Annotated in this window: 13 protein-coding genes and 2 pseudogenes; 11 read left to right on the top strand and 4 right to left on the bottom strand. The window is 45.8% G+C overall.

What is annotated here, in order from left to right:
- Together ACIFSR_RS31970 and ACIFSR_RS31965 are read left to right on the top strand one after the other, a co-directional pair.
- Positions 1 to 328, top strand: a pseudogene (locus ACIFSR_RS31970) (hypothetical protein); the annotation flags it as partial.
- A gap of 492 nt (positions 329 to 820) precedes the next feature.
- Positions 821 to 1,459: pseudogene (locus ACIFSR_RS31965) on the top strand (transposase); the annotation flags it as partial.
- A gap of 135 nt (positions 1,460 to 1,594) precedes the next feature.
- On the opposite strand, the gene ACIFSR_RS31960 reads toward ACIFSR_RS31965, so the two are convergent.
- Positions 1,595 to 2,179: a collagen-like protein gene (locus tag ACIFSR_RS31960; protein ID WP_430063151.1), complete on the bottom strand. Its 585-nt coding sequence runs from the start codon at positions 2,177 to 2,179 to the stop codon at positions 1,595 to 1,597.
- A gap of 330 nt (positions 2,180 to 2,509) precedes the next feature.
- On the opposite strand from ACIFSR_RS31960, the gene ACIFSR_RS31955 reads away from it, so the two are divergent.
- Positions 2,510 to 4,135 carry an S-layer homology domain-containing protein gene (locus ACIFSR_RS31955; RefSeq protein WP_430063149.1) on the top strand — a complete coding sequence of 542 codons (1,626 nt, stop codon included), beginning with the start codon at positions 2,510 to 2,512 and terminating at the stop codon, positions 4,133 to 4,135.
- Between the two features lie 117 nt (positions 4,136 to 4,252).
- Here ACIFSR_RS31955 and ACIFSR_RS31950 read toward each other — a convergent pair whose 3' ends face one another.
- A complete protein-coding gene (locus ACIFSR_RS31950) occupies positions 4,253 to 5,128 on the bottom strand; it encodes a helix-turn-helix domain-containing protein (RefSeq protein ID WP_430063147.1) in 876 nt (291 codons plus the stop codon).
- A gap of 92 nt (positions 5,129 to 5,220) precedes the next feature.
- On the opposite strand from ACIFSR_RS31950, the gene ACIFSR_RS31945 reads away from it, so the two are divergent.
- Positions 5,221 to 7,527: a glycoside hydrolase family 95 protein gene (locus ACIFSR_RS31945; protein ID WP_430063145.1), complete on the top strand. Its 2,307-nt coding sequence runs from the start codon at positions 5,221 to 5,223 to the stop codon at positions 7,525 to 7,527.
- An 85-nt stretch (positions 7,528 to 7,612) separates the two neighbouring features.
- Here the strand turns inward: ACIFSR_RS31945 and ACIFSR_RS31940 are convergent, their stop codons facing one another.
- Complete coding sequence (locus ACIFSR_RS31940) at positions 7,613 to 8,986, bottom strand: PLP-dependent aminotransferase family protein (protein ID WP_430063142.1); 1,374 nt, start codon at positions 8,984 to 8,986, stop codon at positions 7,613 to 7,615.
- Positions 8,987 to 9,102: 116 nt separating this feature from the next.
- On the opposite strand from ACIFSR_RS31940, the gene ACIFSR_RS31935 reads away from it, so the two are divergent.
- The 4 genes from ACIFSR_RS31935 (at position 9,103) to ACIFSR_RS31920 (ending at position 14,657) form a co-directional block, all read left to right on the top strand.
- On the top strand, positions 9,103 to 10,047 hold the full coding sequence (locus ACIFSR_RS31935; RefSeq protein ID WP_430063139.1) for a DMT family transporter: 945 nt from the start codon (positions 9,103 to 9,105) through the stop codon (positions 10,045 to 10,047).
- Between the two features lie 103 nt (positions 10,048 to 10,150).
- Complete coding sequence (locus tag ACIFSR_RS31930) at positions 10,151 to 11,431, top strand: DUF445 domain-containing protein (RefSeq protein WP_430063137.1); 1,281 nt, start codon at positions 10,151 to 10,153, stop codon at positions 11,429 to 11,431.
- Positions 11,432 to 12,766 carry a DUF445 domain-containing protein gene (locus ACIFSR_RS31925; protein ID WP_430063134.1) on the top strand — a complete coding sequence of 445 codons (1,335 nt, stop codon included), beginning with the start codon at positions 11,432 to 11,434 and terminating at the stop codon, positions 12,764 to 12,766.
- A gap of 241 nt (positions 12,767 to 13,007) precedes the next feature.
- A complete protein-coding gene (locus tag ACIFSR_RS31920; RefSeq protein WP_339208018.1) occupies positions 13,008 to 14,657 on the top strand; it encodes a response regulator in 1,650 nt (549 codons plus the stop codon).
- Between the two features lie 114 nt (positions 14,658 to 14,771).
- Here the strand turns inward: ACIFSR_RS31920 and ACIFSR_RS31915 are convergent, their stop codons facing one another.
- The gene (locus ACIFSR_RS31915) at positions 14,772 to 17,507 is read right to left on the bottom strand and encodes an alpha-mannosidase (RefSeq protein ID WP_430063130.1); all 2,736 of its coding nucleotides are present in this window, start codon (positions 17,505 to 17,507) and stop codon (positions 14,772 to 14,774) included.
- Between the two features lie 232 nt (positions 17,508 to 17,739).
- Between ACIFSR_RS31915 and ACIFSR_RS31910 the strand changes: the two genes are divergently transcribed.
- Genes ACIFSR_RS31910 through lepB form a run of 3 tightly spaced genes read left to right on the top strand, consistent with a single transcriptional unit; the run spans position 17,740 to position 21,562 of the window.
- The gene (locus ACIFSR_RS31910; RefSeq protein ID WP_339208020.1) at positions 17,740 to 19,566 is read left to right on the top strand and encodes a cache domain-containing sensor histidine kinase; all 1,827 of its coding nucleotides are present in this window, start codon (positions 17,740 to 17,742) and stop codon (positions 19,564 to 19,566) included.
- A gap of 27 nt (positions 19,567 to 19,593) precedes the next feature.
- Positions 19,594 to 20,958, top strand: coding sequence for an ABC transporter substrate-binding protein (locus ACIFSR_RS31905; RefSeq protein WP_339208022.1), 1,365 nt, complete (start codon positions 19,594 to 19,596; stop codon positions 20,956 to 20,958).
- Positions 20,959 to 20,983: 25 nt separating this feature from the next.
- Complete coding sequence (gene lepB, locus ACIFSR_RS31900) at positions 20,984 to 21,562, top strand: signal peptidase I (RefSeq protein ID WP_430063127.1); 579 nt, start codon at positions 20,984 to 20,986, stop codon at positions 21,560 to 21,562.
- Positions 21,563 to 21,881 lie beyond the last annotated feature (319 nt).

Here is a 21,881-nt window from a genome sequence, read left to right as displayed (position 1 = left end):
AGCTGGTGGTGGCGCAGGCGGTGGAGCAGGCAGAGGTTATGGTGAGAACCAAGGCAAAGGCGGCGGATTTGGCGGAGGCCAAGGAGAAAACCGTGGCAAAGGCGGCGGCATTGGCGGAGGCCAAGGAGAAAACCGTGGCAAAGGCGGCGGTATTGGCGGAGGCCAAGAAGAAAACCGTGGCAAAGGCGGCGGTATTGGCGGAGGTCAAGGCAATAACCAAGGTATCGGTGGAGGCAACTCTAATAACCAAAGCAACAAAGCTCCATCCGAAAACCAAGGCAAAGGCGGCGCTCAAACGGAAAACCAAGGGCCGAATGGAAGCCATTAAGCAACTCTTTGCATTGATATAAGAAGCAGAGAATATAAGCTTTTTAACTAATGGAACGATTTAAAACTAAAAAGGGGGCTGTCCCAAAAGCAATTTCCTAATCATACAGCCCCCACTTTTCACGTAATATGCTGGCAAAAAAAGAACCTTCAGATTCACTTTCATAGTGGTTTTGAAGGTTTTTTTTCATATACTATGGGATTCTTTCACATCGATTTACCCTTTTGGGATATCCCATTTCTAATTCAGCAAATATGCACTTCTACGTTATTCTTAATTATTTTGTATACTGCATATTCGCAGGATAGCGGCATCTTTCTCACACTTACGTGTAGCTATATTGTATTTCCTACAATATACGCGCTCTTAAAGTGCTAAAATGACAGACCATATAGCAAGTTATTGCGTACATACAACATAAATGTCCAACACAGCTATAAAGGGCGAAGTTCCTGCAATTGTGCAGGATAGCTGGACATAGATCGCGGAGAGCATTTAGAGAAAGTAAAAGCCTCACTTGGGAAGCTCCCTGGAACGAGAATCGCAGATGCTAGCTATGCTAGCTATGGCTGAGAAGAGAATTATGCTTACTTAGAGAAGGAACAGCTTGAGGTGCTGGTCAAATACAGCATGTACCATAAGGAAAAGTCGAAGAAAAGGCAAACCGACATCAGCAAGCTCGACAATTTGCCATACAATGAGGAAGAAGATATGTGGACATGCGCGAATGAACAGGAGTTTGTCTTTCGCTACGAAAGTAAAAGCGCAACGGAAAGTGGATTTGAAATCCGACATCGTCATTACCACAGCCTGGGCTGTGAAGGATGTCCGTTGAAAGCTGCATGTACGAAGGCACAAGGAAATCGAGAGATTTGAGTCAGACTGAATTATATGCGCTACAAGCAGCATGCGAGGGAAAAGCTGCGCTGCGAGGCAGGATATACGTTGTCGGTAAGACGAATGATTGAACCCGAGAGTGTATTCGGGCAGATCAAGAATAACCGGGGATTTCGGCGTTTTCTGATTCGCGGCTTGCCTAAAAGTCTAGAGGTCGGGTGGCTTTCGCTTGTCCACAATCTGCTTAAGCAAGCAGCTATAGACCAAAACAGAAAAATAGCGGTACAGGAATAGTCCTCCACCGCTATTTTTTCATGTTTACCAACATTTTTGTTTATAGTGAGATCTCTGTCTAGTGTACTTATTACTTTTGAGACAGCCACTTTCTTATGCTTTTGGATGTTTCAATAACAGTCATTCTGCATGCCATTATGCGATTTGTGTAATAACAAGATGAGCTGAAACAGATCTTGTTCCTCCAGCGAGCGGTGTGATCGTAAGTGCCGTGGAATTGCCCGCAGGGTTTCGCACGGTGAGTATTGAATTAATGACAGTCGTTTGTACAAGAGCCATTCCTACAATTTGAGAAGTACCTGTTGCTCGGCCAACCACTGTATAAGCTAGATCAGCGCCATTAATGGTTAAAATCAGCTGCCCCGGTTCGGTCACACTTACTTGAAACAAAATCTGATACGTTCCAATTACAGCTAAGTTAAATGTAGTAGCACCAGTGCGGGTAATGTTAGTTCCGCTAGTAGGTCCATTTTGCGGAAAACTTACATCTGCACCGACAGCAACAGTTGCTGCATTATCAGGCGGCATCAATGCAAAAAAATCAGCGAAGCTTAATACTCCTCCGGCTACGCCAGTTGCGCCAGCAGCTCCAGTCGCCCCATTAGTGCCAGTCGCACCAGTTGCTCCTACTGAACCAGGAATACCCTGGGGTCCTTGAGGTCCGGTCGGTCCTACCGGAGCAGTTACATTCACTTGAGGAGGAGGACATGTTACCTTCACAATTTTTTTAACAACTCTATTACGGCATTTCTTTCTGTTTTTTGATTTGCATACTATCACACGTATCTTTTTGCAGCGATTTCTTTTATTCAAACAACTCACTAAAGACACCTACCTATAGATGGTTTAGTGTACGTTTATACCTTTTTTTAAGGTTGGACTAATAACCATTTTTAACTAGACTAAAAACTATTTTAAGAAAAATGGGTTAATGATAGGGTTATTTCGCCGCCCAAAAGTTGGGTCTATTAGACTTTTTATGGAATATAGGATATGATTCTATCGAATAATCGATAGAGTGATAGCTATGCTCATAAAGGAGAGGATGTAGTGAGGTTCAAAGGGAAAACAACCGTTATTATTGGAATCCTGCTAATATTTATGCTGGGAAACGCCGTGCAGGTGTTTGCGTATGATGCGCAATTAAAGCCCTATCGAGATGTACCTGTAAAGGATTGGGCAGCCGAATCTATTTATCGTTTAGTCGCACTTGGAGTCGTTTCTGGATATGAGGATGGAACCTTTCGTCCAAGCGCCGAACTTACGAGAGAAGCATTCGTAAAGCTGCTAGTACAATCCGTTAAACCGGTGATAGATAAAGAGAAGTCTGCTGGACTCTCTGACGTGGCCAAGGATCGTTGGTCTTATGCCTTTATTAAACCCGCATATGATGCTGGTTGGTTGGATTTGCTCATCGTAAATGGAAAATTTAATCCGAGCCAAAATATTAAGCGTGAGGAAGTAGCAGCATTAACGGCTTTTGCGCTGCTTCAAGGAAAAACGGCAGAAGAGAAGCAGCAATGGTTAGATACAGGCTGGCAAGAAGCTAGCGAGAAAGCGGCCTTTGCCGATATGAATCAAGTGGATAAAAACCTTGCACCATATGTGCTGCGTACATACGCGGATTCGATTATGCAAGGGGACAATAAAGGTTTGTTTCTTCCGAAAAAGTCGTTATCACGACGCGAAGCAGCCGCCATTGTTGATCGGATGATCGACTTCCAAAGCGAAAGCCGCCAGCTTGAGGTATCAGTTTTTTTTGCAGCAGGTGGACCTTACAAAAAACTGGATAGATTCGCCGCCTCAGATGAGGTTATCTTTGACTGGGCTAAGCTTGACTATCAGGGAGCGGGCAAAGCATCCGTTCTTATGTCGCCGCCAAGCGACTGGAAGCAGACTCTAACAGCGGCAGAAACGAGTGGTTCTACGAAGACGCTAATGATCTTTGGAAATACAACGCTTCAGAAGCTTGGTGATTTTATAATCGATGCTGAAGCTCGCAAAGCATTTGCTAGTTCTGTAGCCGAGGCAGCCGCTAATCCTTTGTATGGTTTTGAGCGAGTGGCGATTGATTTTGAAGGCATGGTACCTGCTGAGTATAAGCAGCCTTTCGTTGAACTGATTCGTGCAATTAAGGCCGAACTAAGCAGTGAAATATCACTTACGGTAGTTGTACCGCCTTCTTATTATTATGCAGGTTATGATTACAAACAAATTGGCGAACTGGCTGATGAAGTTATATTGATGGCCTATGAATTTACGCATGAGGAAAGTGGATTGCCGTCTGCGCCGCTTACGCTTGTTGGCGATTCCGTACGAAATATACTCTCGTATATTCCAGCAGATAAGCTGAAGCTAGGCATTTCTAAGCAGGCTAACCAATGGACAACAAAGGCAGACGGTACTGTAGAGTTTTTCCGGTCGCCAGCCATCGCGGCTGTAGAAAGTCGCTTAACAGCTGCTGATACGAAATCTGTTATGCAGCTACCGTACTTTTTGAATCAAATTACGTTTAAGGACGATAGAGGCTCGCATCTGCTTTGGTATGAGAATACGCAAAGCATCGAAGCCAAAATACGTTTAGCGAAAGCGTTTGGCTTGCGCGGTGTTGCGGTATGGCAAATCAATCAATTAACGGATGCCGATTGGACAATGATCTCTTCTTATCATCATTAAGAAGCAAAAAAATAGGACAAAGCAGACTGCTACAGCTGCTTGTCCTATTTTTTATTGCCATTAGAAGGCAGACCCTTAGAATTATACCCTTATACCTTAGTTTCTTACATCGTAACATTATGAATGCGCTTTTATAATTGAATTATCGCCTTGATGCGATCGCGTCTCCGAATAGGCTATTCGATAATCGGTTGGGGTTAGATTTGTTTCTTTACGGAAAAATTTCGTGAAATGATTCGTTTCTTTAAAACCAGATTGATCAGCAACCTCCTTAATACTGCGAGAAGTTGTCGTTAAGAGCTGTTTGGCGCGATCTATTCGTTTGCGGCTGACGTATTTAAGTGGTGGCATCCCGAAATGTTTTTTGAAATAGGAACTGAAATAGTTGGGATGAAGGTGAACAGATTCGGCCATTTGATCGACGCTGATGCTCGTATGAAGACGACTGTCTACATATTGCTGTATGACGTTCAAACGGTTCATTTCCTCGGTTCGGTGCTGCAGCACGCGAATCGGAACGGATTCGAGAAAACAGCTTATGATTTCTAGCAATACAGCTTTTTCTCGGAGCCTAGCAACGATTGAATCTTGTTCATGCCATTCGATGAGCTCATGGAACAATCGCGTCATACTATTCGTATCCTCAATGTTGATGCAAAGCGGAACCCCAATCCACTGAAAAAGATCAAGGGGACCTGCCATGATATTGAAATGGCACCAATACTTTAAGTATGGACGATGATTTAAAGAGGAGAACGATATCTTTGTATGCGCAGGCGTGAGAAACAGCTGACCGGGTTTTGGATAATAGTCGTCGTTGCCGATGCGAATCCAGCCTTCACCCTCGCAAATAAAATATAGCTTATTGTATTCGGGAACAGAGTTGGTTTCCCCCCAATTTAGAGAGACTTGGGTTTTATGCGCCATAAGCAATTTTAGCTGCAGCGACTGCAGCAACTCAGATAACGCATGTTGTTCACTTGTTCTATCCACCTGCGGCACCGCCATTCAATTTTTTTGAAGGATTATTAATATAGTAAAGGATTGTTCTCTTAAATAAAAGATGAATAAAAGGGGAATGGAAGATGACGCTGGTTGAAGAAACGCGCTTGTGGTATAAGGAGCCTGCCTCCAATTGGGAGGAAGCGCTGCCTGTTGGCAATGGGAAGCTCGGAGGCATGGTATTTGGGGGCATTAGACGTGAGCGGATAGCTCTGAACGAAGACAGCGTATGGTATGGCGGACCGCGTGATCGCAACAATCCAGACGCACTGCCATATTTGCCGAAAATTCGTGAGCTGCTGAGAGAGGGAAGTTTGAACGAAGCACATGATTTATCCGCGATGGCTCTATCTGGCGTACCCGAAACGCAGAGGCACTATATGCCGCTTGGAGATATAGAGCTAAGCTTAAAATATGATTCGAAAGAAGAAGCACGAGAATATGTTAGAGCTCTCGATATCGTCAACGGTATTGCAAGTGTAACCTTTACTAAAGGAGACGTTTGTTTTGCCCGTGAGACATTTGCTAGTTTCCCAGATGAAGCAATAGTTACAAGATTCACAGCAGATAAGCCGGGCAGCATCAGCTTTACAGCCCGTTTGCTGCGCGGCAGCAATCGCTACTATGACGAGCTGGTGAAAGCAGACGAGAATACGATCGTGATGCGCGGCATGTGCGGCGGTTCAGGCGGGTCTGATTTCCGAACTTCTTTGCGCGCGGTTGCAGATGGCGGTTCAGTATCAATTATTGGCGAGCATCTCATCGTGGAAGGCGCCAATAGCGTAACGCTTCTATTAACCGCAGCCACATCATTCCGTCATGCTGATCCGGAGGCATATGCTGTCCATGCAGGAGCCCGTGCTGGCTTAATAAGCTATGAAGAGTTGAAATCGCGCCATATTCAAGATTTCACTTCATTGTCAAAGCGGGTACTGCTTCGCTTAACGGATGCTGCTTATTCGAATGCCGCCTATGTACCTACAAATGAGCGTTTAAAGCTAGTTCAAGAAGGCAGCGCCGACGTAGGATTAATGGCCTTATATTATCAGTTTGGCCGCTATTTGCTCATTTCAAGCAGTCGTCCGGGCTCGCTTCCTGCCAATTTGCAAGGCATTTGGAACGAGAAAATGCTGCCGCCGTGGGACAGCAAATATACGATTAATATTAATACGCAAATGAATTATTGGCCGGCAGAAGCGGGAAATCTAGCAGAATGCCATGAGCCATTATTTGATCTCATCAAGCGGATGCGTGAACCCGGCAGAATAACCGCAAGAGCAATGTACGATTGTGGAGGTTTTGTCGCTCATCATAATACCGACATTTGGGGCGATACCGCTCCGCAGGACATTTATTTGCCAGCCTCGTATTGGACGCTTGGTGCGGCTTGGCTTTGCCTGCATATGTGGGAGCATTATGAGTATGGCCTAAATGATGCTTTTCTTGAACAAATATATCCAACCTTGAAGGAGTCGGCACAATTTTTTGTGGATTTCTTGACGGAAACAGAGGATGGCCTGCTTGTATTGAATCCTTCTGTATCTCCTGAGAATACCTATTTATTGCCAAATGGACAATCCGGTACGTTATGCATCGGTGCATCGATGGATAGTCAAATTTTATATGAATTGTTTACGGCTTGTGCAGAAGCGGCGAAGAAGCTCGGCATCGACTCATCGGAGCAGGAGCTTTGGCACAATATGAGAGCCCGTTTGCCGGCGCCTGCAATTGGCAAGCATGGGCAAATTCAAGAATGGATGGAGGATTACGAGGAAGCGGAGCCGGGACATCGTCATATCTCGCATCTGTTCGCCCTGCATCCGGGCAAGCGCTTTACGGTTAGAGGGACACCTGAATGGGCAAATGCTGCCAGAGTAACGCTAGATCAAAGGCTTGCAAGCGGCGGCGGTCACACGGGTTGGAGTAGAGCTTGGATTATTAATTTCTGGGCAAGGCTTGAGGATGGGGAGAAGGCGTATGCGAATGTGCAAGATCTGCTAAGTCATTCCACGCTGCCTAATCTGTTTGATAATCATCCTCCGTTCCAAATCGATGGCAACTTCGGAGGCGCTGCAGGCATAACGGAAATGCTGCTTCAATGCCATGCGGGCAGTCTGCATGTATTGCCTGCTTTGCCGGAAGCATGGCCTCATGGAGAAGTGACAGGTCTCCGCGCAAGAGGCGGCTTCGAGGTGGACATCCGCTGGTCAAATGGCTTGCTTGTTGAAGCATGCATACGAGCTGGCGCAGCTAATAGCTGTGTCGTGCAAAGCAGCATTCCGCTCATCGTAAGGAAAGATGGCCATGAGGTGAAAGACGTATTCAGCAAGGATGGGCTTGTATCATGGACGGTGAGTGCCGGAAGCGAGTACGTGCTTTCTCCGAAGTAGAGGGTTTGCCAAAGAAACCAGCTGTACCTGATAATCGGGTGCAGCTGGTTTCTTTGGTTTGCCGGCTTTTCTCGGCAGGAGACATTCAATTCTTGAGGGCTTTGCCAATGCGACGGACGCCCTCATAAATTTGCTGATCGTCCAAATGCCCGTATCCAAGCAGCATTCGGTTATTCGGCAGCAAGTCCGCAAATACAGACGCTGTTTCCAACCGGATCATTAAATCTTCCGGCAGCTGCGCTTCAAACTGAGCGACCAGATGCAAACCAGCCGCTCGTCCACATATCTGGTAAGGCAGGGTAATTTGCTCATGTAAAGCATCAAGCAGGAGCTGGCGTCTCTTTTTGTACAACTTTTTCATTTTTAAAATATGAGCATTAAGCGATCCGCTGTTCATGAAACGAATCAAAGCGAGCTGCTCAATCATAGGCGTTTGATAGTCTGACAGCCGCTTAAGCTGGCGACAGGGTTCAACCAGTGGTTCAGGGACAATCATATAGCCGATTCGCAGCGAAGGGAACATGACTTTGCTGAAGGTTCCAATATAGACTACCTGCTTAGGACATAAGCTTTGGAGTGAATGGATAGGAGCCCCATCATACCGGAATTCGCTGTCATAATCATCTTCGAGGATATAGCTGCCGCTTTGGCGGGCGTATTCAACTAATTCAATCCGCCTTTGTATCGGTAAAATGCCGCCAAGCGGGAATTGATGAGAGGGTGTGACGTAGATGCATTTTGGCCGAAGGTTTACGGGAAGCTTGTGGGTTAAAAGGCCGGAATCGTCAACGGGAACGCCATGTAGCTCGGCTCCTGTAGAAGTTAATATCGTCTTTAAATCTACATTGGACGGATCTTCGACTAAAACATCTTCCCCGCCTCTCAGCAGCAGCTTAACGATCAGCTGAAGCGCCTGTACCGCACCGTTTGTAATTATAATTTGTTCGGGATTGCTGACGACTCCTCTTGAAATCCACAGCTGTTTGGATAGCAGACGACGTAATTCCAAGTCACCGGACGGATCGCCATAACCTAATTCAGCAATAGAGGAATCCATGCATACACTTTGCAAAATAGAGCCCCATTTCTTCATCGGAAATAGATTCAGTGCGGGCAGGCCCGTACGAAACGAGATGAAATCGAGCTCTGATTTGTTCGTCGATTCTGCTAATGAAGCGGGTAATGGTAACGGTGGCGCCTTCGTGAAGCCAAGCAAGCAGGCTCCTTGAGCTACATAAGTTCCTGCACCAGAGCGGCCTGTTATGTATCCTTCAGCCAATAAAAGCTCATAGGCTTCCAAAATCACGTTGCGCGAGACATGAAGCTGCGAAGCAAGCTCTCTTGTGGATGGAAGCTTGTAGCCAGCAGGCAGCTCACCCGAGAGAATAGCACCTTGGAGTGAGTTGAAAACCTGGCGAAACATAGGCAAATTTGCTTGTCTATCGATGGACAGCCACAAAATATCCAGACTCCTTTTGAAGTGGTACTATGAAAATGCCTGTTTAATGGCACTACAACCAGTTAACGACCCTTTGCTACAGTATACATGAAACAAAAGTAGAGGGGTTGCTGAATGTGAATCATTCTCGTATTATTGCGTATTTTGAGCTGACCATTGCCGCTATTCTCATCGGAAGCTCCATAGTAGCCGGCAAAATAACGACGATGCAGATGCCGGTTTTTTTGTCACAAGCGATTAGCCTAATCATTGCTTTATTGCTGTTAATTCCGATTTTGATGCTAAGCGGCAAAACCTCGCTCCGAGTCGGGAGAAAGGATTTTTTATTTTTACTGCTGCAAGCGTTTCTCGGGATGTTTTTATTCCGCGTATTCATGCTGTATGGCCTTCGGACCGCGCTCGCAACGGAAGCGGGTATTGTGACGAGCTTAACGCCGGCGGTCGTTGCTTTCCTTTCGTATATGATTTTAAAAGAAAAATTAACGAATCCGATTAAAATAGGCATCGTTTGCTCCATACTGGGTGTTGTTAGCATTCAGGTGCCAGGATGGCTGATTCCTTCCTCTTCGCCTCCGTCACAAGCTTCGTATATTGGGCTTTTGCTTATTTTAGGCGCAGTTGTTGGGGAATCGATGCTTACGATCCTGCGCAAAATGACTGCAAGCAATGTCTCTTCACTGCTTGGGACAACCTATGTAACCTTGTTTTCATTCATCATGTTTTTGCCTATTGCACTTATTGAGGCTAAACAATACGATTTCAGCAGTGTAACTGTTGGCGATATTGGCCTGTTGTTTTATTACGGTATTTTCGTTACCGCTTTGGCTTATATATTATGGTTTCGCGGTGTTTCCAAAGTGAGTGCGGGAACAGCGGCTGTCTACACAAGCTGCATTCCGCTTAGCACTGTGCTTCTATCCTACGGCATTTTAAACGAACCTTTCTCATGGTCTCATCTCGTAGGGGGAGCGTTTGTTTGCCTAGGCATTTGGCAAGTTTCTAAGAGCGATTCATTAGTGCCGCGGAAGCTGAAAAAAAGCCCCAAAAGCAGCAGCGCTTAAACCTTATAAAGATCAATTCTCAGATTATAGAAACTCCATTGTTTCACACCCTATACATATGGGATAATTAATGTGGAACGATCATCAGGAATGGAGCTTGTGTATGAACAAATTCAGTATTAAGAAAAAAGCGGATTTAGCGCTTCTTTTCTCAGCGATCGGAATATTGGCGGCTTTTCCCTTTCATGAAACATTTATTGGCGGCCTGTTATTTTCCTTATTTAGCGCTGCAACGATTGGCGGACTGGCGGATTCCTTTGCGGTTAGCGCATTGTTTGGAAATCCTTTGCAAATAAAGTGGCCGGTGTGGATGGGAACCAACATCATTTCTCGGAATCGTGAGCGCTTGATTGGCGAGCTTGTCCAAATGGTTCAAAATGAATTGTTAACCATCCCGAATATTAGGGAGAGGCTTGACGAATACAATATTGCAGACGTTTTAGTCACATATTTGAAGCAGCACGGCGGCGAACAGGGTGTGAATGACATTTTGCAGCAGCTGGCGGATGATGTAATTACGACAATTGATTTGCAGGAACTGGCCAAAACCGTTCAAACCTTCCTTCTCGAGCATGCCGATTCGATTCCTGTAGCAGACATTGCTGCCGATGCTGGTGATTGGACCATCAAAAACGGTTACGATGATCGGATTATCGAGTTTATCATTCCGGAGCTTATCAAAATTGTGAAATCGGCACCATTTGGCGCTGTTGTAGGCCAAATTGTCGATTCAGCCATTCGTTCCTACGAAGGCGATAAGTTTAGAAGGAAGCTGATCGATTTCTCTGCAGGGCTGGAAGCGGCAAATATTAGTGGACGATTGCAGGAGTGGCTGGTATCTTTTCTACAGAAATTTCATGCTGAAGACCACCCGCAGCGCAAGGAAATCAAAGCTTTTATTGCGCAATTTGTTGCAAGACTGCGTACGGATGAACAATTGCGCAGCCGAATAGAAGCGGGGAAAACAACGCTTCTGTCATCTGTGAAGGATGAGCTTAAGCTCGATGCGTTCATTCAGCGGGGACTGGAGTCCATTCGACTCGCTGCGGCTTCCAATGCGGAAGGCGAGCAAGTGCGCTATCCTTGGATCAAGGATAAAGTGGAAGAAGGAATAGCTTATGTAGTGGGAAATACAGAGCTGCTTACTCGACTGGATCAATACGTGAAGACGACGCTGCTGAAATGGGTGGAGCAGAAGCATTCTTTTATCGGAAAAATGGTAACTGACAAGCTGAACAGCTTCTCTGAAGAAGAGCTTATCGAGCTGGTTAAAGAGAAAGCAGGACGCGACTTGCAGTACATTCGGATTAACGGAATTGGTATCGGAGCGCTTATCGGCGTAGTCCTGCATCTAGCGACGTTTTGGATTGGAGGGCGAGCATAAATGGCTATGAGAAAAAAAGCAAACCGCAGCTTAATATTGCTTGCCGTCTTGTTCGTCATTGCCGCCTGCTGCTTATATGTCTTCCCAGACCAGTGGTGGGCACGGATGCTGCTCTACACGACCGAAGCGGGCCTCGTTGGCGCATTAGCTGATTTATTTGCTGTAACGGTATTGTTCCGCCACCCATTTGGGTGGAAGTGGATTCCGCATACAGCGATTATCCCTAGAAATCGCGATAAGCTGATTGAAGGCGTCGCGAATATGGTCGAGCAGCAGCTGCTCAGCAAAGATTTGTTAAAGGAAAAGGTAAAGCAAATATCGCTTGTAGAGATCGGCATTTCATGGATCGATCGCCGACCAAACGGCATGCTCGCTGAGCAAGGCTGGACGCTGGTGGCTGGTCTGCTTGCCAAGCTGGATATTAAAGGTCTATCCGTCATTTTGGATGAGAAAGCACGAAAAAGCTTAGGCAAGATCAGCTTGTCGCCTTACGCCGGCAAGGCGCTCAAATGGGTGATGGCGAAAGGCAATTTCCAAAGCTGGGTTAGCCAGATCGTTGAGTTCGCCGCGGCACGCGCAGCAGAAGAAGAAACCAAAGTTGTCATTCGTGAGCTGCTTGGCAAGGAGAAGGAGAAGTTTGTAAATCAAGGCAGTATCTTCTCCAAGTGGCTCAAAAAAATGGCAGTGGAGATTGCTGAATCAACGAATGCGCTGAATCTCGACGATGCTACAAATGTGCTGTATGACGATTTGCAGCTGCTCATTAATGATTTGCGAAATCCAGAGCATGAGCTTCGTGTTTTACTGGAGGAAATGGTGCTGCAGCTTGCCGACAATTTGCAGCACCGCGAGGATGTTTCGGCTGCTGTTGATGAATGGAGAGATGAAGTGATTGAGAAGATCTCGTTGCTTCCTTCTATTGAAGCTTTGCTCGGCAACTTTAGACAGCTGCTGATCAGCGAACCGAAGCTGCAGCTAGCCTTGCCGCAGAAACATTCCGTCAATCCATCCGATATTAAGGAGCTGATTAATCAGTTCATTATGTCATACTGGGAGTGGTTCAAAGCGAACGAGGAAACGAAGGGCTGGCTGGAGCAATATGTGCAGAAATTCGTGCAGAAGATGATTGAAACCGAACATGCAATTATCGGAATCATCGTACGCAAGACGCTTGATAGCTTCACAGAGCAAAAGCTGGTGCATTTCATCGAGAGCAAGGTCGAGACCGATCTGCAGCGTATTCGTTTGAACGGAGCTTATATAGGCTCAGCGCTCGGAGCGGCATTTTATATTCTGCTGTACGGAGTATACGAGCCGATTTTGAACTTGTTATAACACGAGAAGCAGCTGTTTCCAGCAGGTTTTTGAGACCTATTGGGACAGCTGCTTTTATTTTTGAGTGAGCTTGTCTTTGGATGATCGTATGAAGGTGCGCAGGTACACTCGTTTATTTAATACTAGACCATAAAGTTTGCAATTACCCCCGTGTAATCCGAAATACAGTCAGGTAGTATGTAGTTAGGTAATGGTTCCGTATTGAACATCTTTGAATATGCATGAAGGGGAAGGTGAGAGGATGCTGCGTGCTTTAATAGTGGACGATGAATTCGAAATCCGCGAAGGTTTACGTAACCGCTTTCCATGGGAAACATTCGGAATTGATGAGGTACTGGTGGCTGATGATGGAGATACGGCATTAATGCTTGCACTGGATATGAGACCGGATCTTATCGTCACAGATATTAAAATGAATCGGATGTCGGGGCTGGAATTTCTTCGTTCATTGACTACCGTTGAAAATTATAAACCGGAAGCGATTGTTGTAAGTGGGTATGATGATTTTGAGCTGGTGAAGCAGGCGATACAAATCGGTGTTATGGACTATATCCTCAAGCCGATCAATTTGGACGAGCTGACCCAAATCGTTAGAAAAACGATGGATCATATCCACAGAAAAAGAATGGACCAGCATAACGAGCAGCAGCTTATTAATCAAGTGAGGTTTGCGATTCCAAAAATGCGCGAGGAACTGCTCAGAGAAATGATTGAGCAGGACTATGATCCTTATCGTGAAGCACGGAGAAGACATCGCTTGCAGACATTGAATTTGGAGTGGATAGCGAATCAGCATATGACGCTTGTTGTTGTGGAAGCTGATGATCTGAAAGCAATCGAGAATCGCCATACGAAGGAAAAGGATTTAATATTGTTCGGAATCGGCAATGTGGTCAATCAAACGCTGGAGGAAGATTATCCCCACCCCTTTGCGCTTTGCATGGACAGCAGCAATCGATGGATTGTCATTTTCAGCTGCTCGCGGCCAGAGCATGCCGAACTGAGCCGGGGCATGGCGCAGCTTTGCTTACAGCGAATCAACGATTTTGTTAAGGTGAAAGCAAGCGCTGGCATGCGAACAACACCTTGTACATTTGAGAATCTTCATGAAATGTATGCGGAAGCGATAAACGTATTGGAGCAAAAGGCTGTATACGGAGGCAATCGATTATTTACGGAGCAGGGTTTATTTTATGAGGGTGACGGGAGTGACTTGTCGCTTAGCGAGCCTGAAGAGGTGCTCGATCTCGTGAAGTATGGCACGGATGAGGAAATTACAGCAGCGATGGATCGATTTGTGGAGATGGTACAAGCCTGGCGTCTCAATCAATTGCGTGACATTCAGCAAAAAATATTTGAGTGGCTGTTCGAGGTGTTTCGCAGAGCGGCGGCGGCAGGTGTTCCAAGCAAAAATTTGGGCAGCAATCCGATCGCGGTGTGGGAGCTGTTAGAGCAATACGATACATTGCAATCGCTGCGTGTGCAAACAGAGCTGTTCCTTCTTGCAATCGCAGCAGATTTCCGCAAGCTGTCCAATACGCCGAGCCAGATTGTCTATGAAGCGGAGAAAATATTGCAGAGGGATTATGCTGAAAGCTTAACTCTTCAGAGTGTTGCAATGGCCGTTCATGTGACGCCGGTATGGCTGAGCAAGCTTTTTAAGAAGGAGAAACGGAAAACCTTTTTGGAATATTTGACAGAAATACGTATTGAGAAGGCGAAGGAAATGTTAGGCGACATCAAATACAAAGTGTATCAAATCTCATTTCAGGTGGGGTATAAGGACCCGGTTCATTTCTCGAAGCTGTTCAAAAAGCAGGTCGGCTGCACGCCGAAGGAATATAGACGACAAAGAGGCATTGCGGATGAAGAGCCAGCTGTGCCACACTAATGATATGAAAAATTGCACTCAGCAAGAAGCATGAAGAGGCAGACTCCTAGGTGAAAATGGCATAACCTTGGGAGACTGCCTCTTTGCATTTTAACTTTTAGTTTTTTGATTTGGTCATTTTGAAGCTGCGGTTAAACCAATCGTTACGATTTTGAAGCCTTCGACCTGAACGCTGTTTTTGATTTTATTTGCGTTATCGTTCTCCATTATGTCGCTTACATAGGATTCAGAAGCAGCGCTTGGATGAATAGCTAAGCTGGTCGTGGATTCTGCTAAATTGTACCACCTTGCCATGCTGTCGCCACGCTCCTCGTTGATCTTCAGGCTGGAGAAGGCGAGCTGGTCACCATTCCATTTGAGGAAATCACAAGTGGGAGCAAGCTCGCCATCATGCAATCCAGCTGCGATTGCCGTAACAGGTATAGGGAAACGATAGGCTTCTCGATAAGCCTCAAAACGTTCTTCAGCGCTGCCGTAAGGAATGATCATCCATTCCGCTTCATTTGTACCTAAGCACTGCGCTTCAGGCGTATGAAATACACCCCAATCGCCAAGCTCTCCGACGGAGCGCAGAAGGGTTACAGCGATCGTATTTCTGCCATCTTGAAGCACTTCATATTCATTTAAGCCTTTGCCTGCAATCGTGAGGCCTCTTTGCTCGCTATGCACGTCAATGAACGTCTGCATATGCTGAGCATTGCTCGGATTTTGCCATTCCTTTGCAGGAACGTTTTGACGCTCAGCGACCTCGAAGATTGAATCTGCAAAATGTGTGGATGCAGCAATATCCGAAGGAAGAAGCACGCGCAGCCTGTGATCTTGTGATTGATTTTCAATGCGCGCATGGACTTGAACACCTTTGCCCTCACGTTCTAGGCTAACTAGTGTCACAATTTCTAGCGGTACAAGGGAAGTCGATCTGCCAGCCTTCCGCTGCCGGAATTCAACCATTGTGCGGATTTCTTCTGCTAGAAGATCATCTGCCCGCGCAGGTATAGCAAGGCGATGAGTGATTTCAATGGCTGCCCGGTAAGGCGAGTCCTCAACTACTCGAATTTCGGCTTTGCTGCCCTTAGTCGTGATTGGCAAGTCGCCTACTGGCTGCTTGAAAATATATTCATTGCCGATATCGCCTACATTCTCGTAATGGCCAAGATCCGAAAACAGCTGCTGGCTTTTCTTATCATAAACTGTAAAACTTCCGTCTTCCTCTATCGTCAATGTAAGACGAGCATTTTCCAGTGTTCGTTCACTAGTCACTAATGAATGGCTATTCTCGCCGGATGTTTTAATCTCTTTTTGACATGGTATCCATGCAAAAGATTCATATCCCATCGAAGGCAATATGCCGGTCTCGAAGGTTAGACGCAGTGCGCGAGCCATATAGGGCTGCCGGAATTTATCATTTGGCAGTTCATAGCCGAAGCGAACGCCTAAATCATGAGCAGTAAAGTCGATGCGTTCACCGCTGCCGTTCACCAAGTACCCTTCGGCGTGCGTCCGATCTTGAACCTGCTTAGCAATGGCAACAGGATCCTCGCTTTGATCGAAGAAACGGTGCGACCATTCAATCTCGAATTGGTGGACCGATGAGCCTTCATAGCCGCTTGAGTTAAAGACGATAAAGGGAGCAGCTGACTCACTGATATTGGCAAAATGATTTGTATTGACCTTAGTGCTAATAAATTTAACGCTCTCGGTCGTTAATGCTTTGCCAACCTCCATGCTTTTGGCAAAACGAGTTTTCATTTCTTGGTACACTTCGTCGACACTGCATCCGCAAATGCTGTCGTGCGGATGATTTTGCATCAGTGTCTTCCAAGCATATTGGAATAGACCATGCGGATAAGGCTTGCCGAGCTGATGGGCGATGGCAGAGATCGGCTCGGCCACCTTCTCCAGCAGCGTCTGATTTTGTTGATTAAGCTGTTTGATGTAAACACGAGCAGACGCTGTATTCACTAACGAATACCAGCCATCCGTTTGCTGGCCGCGCAGCTCTCCGCGCGTTAGGCTCAGGTTCGGAGGCTGCTGCGTTTGAACCGCCTTTACATAATCGTCAAAGCTCGAGTGGATGAACTCGTACGCAGGGAACAGCTCTCTCGCTACGCGGAGCGCTTCGGAGAGATTGGTCTGAATGGGCTGATGATCGCAGCCGTTCATAAGCAGCAGCTGCGAGGTTGAAGCATATTGTTCCACTCGCGCAAGGCGATGCTCCCAGTAAGGCTTTGCTTTGAGAGGATCAACTGGAATCTCCATACCGTTGTTATACCAATTGGCAAATAGGATGCCTAATACGCTTGAACCGTCGGGTGCCTGCCAGATGAGCTCGGAATAAGGGGACTCAAGGCCGGAGGAATCTTCCACCCGATTGTTGAAGCCAGTTGCTTTTACACCTCTTCCGAACACGGCGGTATCGATGCCTGCTTGTCTTAATAGCTGAGCAGCCTGTCCCATATTGCCAAACGAATCTGGGAAATAACCAAGCTTCGAAATCGGTCCATATTTTTTGGCATCCCTATGTCCGATTTGCAAGTTTCTTACGTTTGCTTCGCTGCTGGTTAGAAACTCATCCTGCAAAATATACCAAGGACCCAAAGAGAGCTTGCCTTCATCACACAGCTTTTGGATTTGGCTCTGCTTCTCTGGGTACACCTGCAGATAATCATCTAAAATTATTGTTTGACCATCGAGGTAAAAGCTGCGAAAATCAGGATCGGCCTCGAACGTTTCCAGCAGCGTGTCCATTGTCTCAATCAGCTTGACATGATGGGCTTCGTAAGGCATATACCATTCTCGATCCCAATGGGTATGCGAAATGACATGTACCACCCTTTTCGATGCAGTCATCGTTGCTCCTCTTTTCGTTGAAAGGTTAGGTATTACGCCATTAGTCTAAAGAATATGCAAGCTGCTCACAATGAGGGATATGCAAACTTTAAGGGGAATTATTATCGCTTTACCAGGAATGAGGAATTAAGCATAACGAAATGCTGTAACAAGCTTAAATTACTTATTGCAAAAGTAACTCAATGAAGTATATTATCGAGGACAAGTCTACTCCAGCGATGGAGGCAGCATAGTGGAAGGCAGGTGTATACTTGTGAATAAAGTGTCCTTTCGGCTCGCTTCATCCTTTCGCAATCGGATGATTCTCATATTTTTTATGATCATTATCGTCCCGTTTCTGCTTTTTGCATATTATGCGCATATTAAATCGATCGAGGGCATCTCCAATACAAATACGAAAATGTCCATGAGCTATCTACTTCAAGCAAGAAAAAACTTCGAGATTTATCTGGGCAACTTAAATGATCAAGTTAACGATGTCATTGGAAATAAGGAACTTCAGGATTTATTGGAAACGGAACCATTAAATCAGGCAGAAGAGGAAGCGTTTACAGTTAATTTATTGACCGTGCTGTATCACGCTACGTCTACGATTGATGCTTTTAGAGTCAAGGTGTACCCAATTAAGCCAACAGATTATCCATCCTATATGAGAACAATTGATGAATCGGTGCGTATCGGAGACCAGTATTGGTTTCAGCGCTCGAAAGCGACGGTTAGTCCAACGTGGTATCTGACCATGCCCATGCATGGGAAATACGCAAAACCGCTGCTCTCCTATGTGAAGCGATTCTCGGGCTTGTACGATCAAAAATTAAGAGGCATTATTGCGACCGACTTATCCGAGGACTATTTAAGAAGATATTTCTCGCCGTCCGATCAGCTAAAGGATCAGAAGCTGCTGCTCATTAATGAGAAAGGCATCGTGCATTATGATTCTACAGTTAATGAATGGACAGGCAATGAATTTCCGTCAACAGCCTTAATCTCTTATATGAAGTCGGGTGATGAAGGCTCTACGTCCATTACGATTGAAGGGGAAACCTACCTCGCCACATATTTGAAGATGGCTAACCATCCCTGGACTATCGTCAGCTTGACCCCTCTTCATGAGCTGACGGGTACGATTGATGAAATTAACCGCATGCTCGTTATTTTTTTGATCGGTTATCTTATTTGCTGCATTAGTGTCGTCTTTTATATCACAGCTTACTATACACAGCCTATTGCGCATTTGGTTCGTTTAATGAGGAGGCTGGAGGCGGAAAATCTTCATTACTTGCTGCCTTCGTCGTCCCGCAAGGATGAAGTTGGCTGGCTGTATAGAGGAGTAAGCAATCTTGTTCAGCGCATAGATGGATTGATTAAGGAGGCAGCGCGCTCCGAAAGGAACAAAAAAGCGCTGGAGTTTCAAGTGCTGAGTCACCAGATTAATCCTCATTTTCTATACAATACCTTGGAATCAATTAGGTGGAAGGCAGAAAATCATGGACGCAGCGACATAAGCGAGATGGTATCGGCACTTGGAAATCTGCTGCGGCTCAGTCTAAACCAAGGGAAAGAGATTACGACGCTGCGCCGCGAGATTGAGCAGGTGAAGGCTTATGTATCGATTGAACAAGCAAGAATGGGCAAGGTCGTTCGTATTTTGTATTCCTGTGAGACAGAGACGCTGGATATGCCGTTTCTAAGGTTATTGCTGCAGCCGCTTGTAGAAAATGCGATTCAGCATAGCGTGCGCGACGATTTTGATAAAGGGAAAATTATGATCGCAGCCAGAAAAATCGGAGAGGATATCGTAATCGATATCGTGGATAACGGCAAAGGCATTCCAGCGCCCGTGCTGGAACAGCTGGAGAGGGAAGAAGAGCCTAGCGAAAAGTTCTCGCGTACGCGCAGAGGCGTAGGGCTTCGCAATGTGAATGATCGTTTGAAGCTTTATTTTGGAGATCGTTACAAGCTTGAAATCAAGACGGGGCCCGAAATGGGAACAACGATAACGTTAAGGCATCCCATTTTGAAGGAAGACCAGAATATCGATTCGATTGGCAATGAGTGAAGCGTGAGTATCAAAGGAGGCATAATCTTGATAAACAAACGTAAACAAACATTTGTTATAAGTATACTCCTGATGTTTATGCTAGTTCTAACCTCTTGCACGTTTAAAGGCTGGGATGGCGAGAATGCGGCAGAGGGATCAAATAGTGGTCAAGAAGGGCAATATTCAGGCAAAACACCAGTTACGCTTAAGCTTCTGACCTGGGGAGGAGAGACGTATAAGGAGCTGTACGATAAATTCAATGCCAAATATCCATGGATTACGATTGAGCCCGTTCAAATCGTGGGCGGCGATGACGAAATCATGAATCAAATTATTGCATTGGAGGCGGCAGGCACACCAGCTGATCTGACTTGGGTTGTTGGTGATTTGCTTCGTTATGAGCAAAGCGGCCTGCTCGAAAATTTAAAGCCGTACATGGATGAAGATGCTTCCTTTCAAGGCAAGGTACTGCCCGATGGATACTTTGATACGATGGCCTTTAATGGCCGAAGGCTTGCTGTGCCGTTCGTCGATGTTCCGATGTGGATTATTGTGAATAAAGATTTATTGGCTAAGCACGGCATAGATATGCCTTCTAATGATTGGAGCTTTGATGATTTGCGTGATATTGCAAAACGTGTCACGGACCCTGCAGCTGGGGAATATGGCCTCACTACGAACAGTGATTTTGTGATGCGATTGCTGCCGATGAAAGCTGCTGCGGATGGGCATGCGCCTAATTTGGCTTACCTAAATGATCGATTGACCCAAAGCTTGTTAAGCACGCCGGATGTGATGGCGGATGTGCGCTGGCTGACTGAATTTGTCACCAAGGATGGGTCTATGCTCTCTTGGGCGGATTCCAAAGCACAAGGCGATGTGGTTAAGCAATTCATAAATGGAAAAACAGCGTTTGACATTGCCGGGGATTGGCTGCTTCCGACACTGCAAAAGGAGGCTGATTTTAACTGGGATATTCTTCCCTTTCCTAGAGGGCAGGTCAACCAATACTCCTTCCATATTTATGGTCCGCTTGCGATGTTGAGCGGCTCGAAGCATAAAGAAGAGGCATATAAATGGATTAGTTTTCAATTCGAGATGGAGGCGCAGAAATGGAAAATCGAGAAGGGAGCGAATGCTTCCGTTATTGATCCAGAGCTGACAGCCTATATTGATGAGGTTCCCTTATGGCAAGGGAAAAATATCGAAGCCGTGAAGATGACCAAGGATAACAGTCTCGTATTGCCCGGCGCCACGATACCCGGTTTTTCGGAGTACAACTGGATTAATGTTATTAATGATATCGTATATCAAGGTGCCGACATTAATCGTATTATTCCTGAGACAGAGGCATGGAACAAAAAAACGCTGGAGCTGCGGGAGCATTGGAAGCGGAATCGTGATAAATGAGAGCTGGCAGCGGAGGGGATGTTTGATGAGGACGAGATGGAAGGTTATTTTTGTTGTTTTCTCGGGCGTGATCATGTTGATGAGCGGCTGTAGTCATTCCATTACGGATACGGCTACAGAAAAGAGAATAGAGTTCATTCAAAACCCGGACTCCTCATTGACGAAGGTAAAAGTTGAAACGGATGGCATGCTGTCAGAGCTCGGTTATACGCATCCCCATCCATTTGCTTTAAACAATGAGGTGTTGGTTGATTTGAATTATTATAAGGAAAATCAAGTATCTCGCGGCGATATTGCCTTATTCCAAGTTGAAAAAGATAAACTAGCGACGGATATAGCAAGAGTTGTTGGGCTTCCTGGCGAGTCGGTTCAGGTTAAACAAGGGCAGGTTTATATTAATGGGAATAAACTGGATGCCTTTTACGGGAGCGATCCTTCTTTCGATAAAAATGATTCTATGAATAAGCCATTGCAGCTAAAGGAGAATGAGTATTTTATATTGGCGGATGTGCGTTGGCGAGGATTCCATGACAGCCAATCAGCTGGTGCTTTTGCCAAAGAGGAAATAGTAGGTAAAGTAGTCGGCTATGAGAACAAACGTTAAGCAGCAAAGGAGGTTAGGAAAGTAACCAAGAGTAATGGGAGCTATGACGTTTTTGATGAACAAAGCTACATATGGATACAAAGCTTAATTGGTAACAACGAAGGAGGAAGTCTGTTACTTCGTTATGTGCATGTAGAGATCACCGGTTGTTTAGGTGGTCTTTTTTTGTTTGAACTCGATAAGCACAAATATATGCTTAAAGAGTAGTTGCGGCGTCTCGGCGAGGTGGAAATGGAGCTGTAAGCACGTATGTGTTCTTACAGCGAGAGAATAGCCTTAGTTTGTTGTCGGTAAGCGCAAATATGCGCTTATTGAGTAG

The organism is Paenibacillus sp. NRS-1760 (assembly GCF_050467785.1).
Lineage (GTDB): Bacteria > Bacillota > Bacilli > Paenibacillales > Paenibacillaceae > Pristimantibacillus.
The sequence above is the reverse complement of the archived record's forward strand: the minus strand, read 5'-3'. Positions and strand labels throughout refer to the sequence as shown.

Bases quoted from the DNA above. Each gene is read 5' to 3' on its own strand.
- ACIFSR_RS31945 (WP_430063145.1), top strand. From the start codon at position 5,221: ATGACGCTGGTTGAAGAAACGCGCTTGTGGTATAAGGAGCCTGCCTCC.
- ACIFSR_RS31930 (WP_430063137.1), top strand. From the start codon at position 10,151: ATGAACAAATTCAGTATTAAGAAAAAAGCGGATTTAGCGCTTCTTTTC.
- ACIFSR_RS31925 (WP_430063134.1), top strand. From the start codon at position 11,432: ATGGCTATGAGAAAAAAAGCAAACCGCAGCTTAATATTGCTTGCCGTC.
- ACIFSR_RS31920 (WP_339208018.1), top strand. From the start codon at position 13,008: ATGCTGCGTGCTTTAATAGTGGACGATGAATTCGAAATCCGCGAAGGT.
- ACIFSR_RS31915 (WP_430063130.1), bottom strand. From the start codon at position 17,507: ATGACTGCATCGAAAAGGGTGGTACATGTCATTTCGCATACCCATTGG.
- lepB (WP_430063127.1), top strand. From the start codon at position 20,984: ATGAGGACGAGATGGAAGGTTATTTTTGTTGTTTTCTCGGGCGTGATC.